Below are 1,623 nucleotides of genomic sequence, written 5' to 3'. Positions count from 1 at the left end.
CAACGTCAGCCCAGCCGTCACCGCCACCTGATCACCAACGACACCGTTCACGAACGAAAGCAGCGGCTTCCGATCGGATCCGTTGATCACCGCGCGACTGAGCGTCAAACCCTGTGAGCATGCTCGTCCGTGAGGGATGTGAAGTGGGAAGACGCACTATTCCCGCAGGTGGATGGCTTGGTGATCGAAGAAGTCGAGCTCGGCGAGGATCACGTCCGCGTCGCCGCCCGGGCTGTCGCCTCGCAGGCGGTCTGCCCGCAGTGTGGTGAGGCGTCCGGGCGGGTCCACAGCGGCTATGAGCGTCGACTCGCCGACGCGGCCGTGGGCGGTCGACCTGTGGTGATCCAGCTGCGGGTGCGCCGGTTCCGCTGCGCCAGGCGCTCCTGCACCAAGAGCACCTTCGCCGAGCAGATCGCCGGGCTCACCTTCCGGCACGGCCGACGCAGCACACGCCTGCACGCCGTCCTCCAGGTCGTCGCGCTGATGCTGGCCGGCCGGGCCGGCACCCGGCTGGCGAGCGTCCTCGATGCTCCTGCCAGCCGCTCCACGCTCCTACGGCTGATCCGGGCCATGCCCGATCCGCCGACAACTACGCCGAGAATTCTGGGTGTTGACGACTTCGCCCTGCGACGGGGCCACGTCTACGGCACCGTCCTGATCGACATCGAGACCCGCAGGCCGATCGACCTGCTGCCCGACCGCGAGGCTGCAACCCTTGCCCGCTGGCTTGCCGAACATCCTGGTGTCGAGATCATCTGCCGCGACCGGGCCACCGCCTACGCGGAAGGCGCCCGTGCGGGCGCCCCGGACGCCACGCACGTGGCCGATCGCTGGCACGTCTGGCACAACCTCGTCGAGGCGGTCGAGCGCTGCGTCACCCGGCACGCAGCCCACCTGCGCGAACCCGAACCACCACCGGCCTCCGAGGCATCAGCCGCCGCCCTCGCGGAACTGGAGAAGATCGCCACGGCGGGCCACCCGGCCAGTACTGCCCACCGGTACGCGGACCGGACCCGCGAGCGCCACCGGGCCGTGCATACTCTGGTCGACCAGGGCCGCCCGCAGCGCGCGATCGCCCGGGAACTGGGCCTGTCCCGCAACACTGTCCGCCGTTTCGCCCGCGCCACCACCTGGCAGGAACTGGTGACCGGCAAGTGGCAGGGCCTCCCCAGCATCCTCGATGACTTCAAGCCCTACCTCCACCAGCGCTGGAACGAGGGCTGCACCACCGCCGCCACCCTTTTCGAGGAGATCACGGCCGCCGGTTACCGCGGTGGCCTCACCGTTCTACGCGACTACCTGCGCCCACTGCGATCGGGCGCCCCACCCCGCGAGAAGGTCCGGCCACCCTCAGCGCGGGAGGTCACAGGCTGGATCACGCGCCACCCCGACAGCCTCACCTCGGAGGAGACCCTCAAGCTCAAGGCCATCCTCGCGCGATGCCCTGACCTCGACGCCACCGCCGGCCACATCCACGTGTTTGCCGAGATGATGACTGCCCGCACCGGCCACCAGCTCCCCGGCTGGATCGAGAAAGTCCAGGCCGAGGGCCTGCCCGAACTGCTTTCGTTCGTGAACGGTGTCGTTGGTGATCAGGTGGCGGTGACGGCTGGGCTGACGTTG

Annotated in this window: 1 protein-coding gene; it reads left to right on the top strand. The window is 69.4% G+C overall.

All coding sequences use genetic code 11. From position 1 onward, the window contains the following. Positions 1 to 129: 129 nt before the first annotated feature. The coding region (locus GFH49_RS01570; RefSeq protein ID WP_155053911.1) for an ISL3 family transposase at positions 130 to 1,623 on the top strand (1,494 nt) is incomplete at its 3' end.

The sequence above is a fragment of the Streptomyces blattellae genome, from assembly GCF_009709555.1.
GTDB classification, from domain to species: domain Bacteria; phylum Actinomycetota; class Actinomycetes; order Streptomycetales; family Streptomycetaceae; genus Streptomyces; species Streptomyces blattellae.
This window is presented reverse-complemented; position numbering and strand designations above follow the sequence as displayed.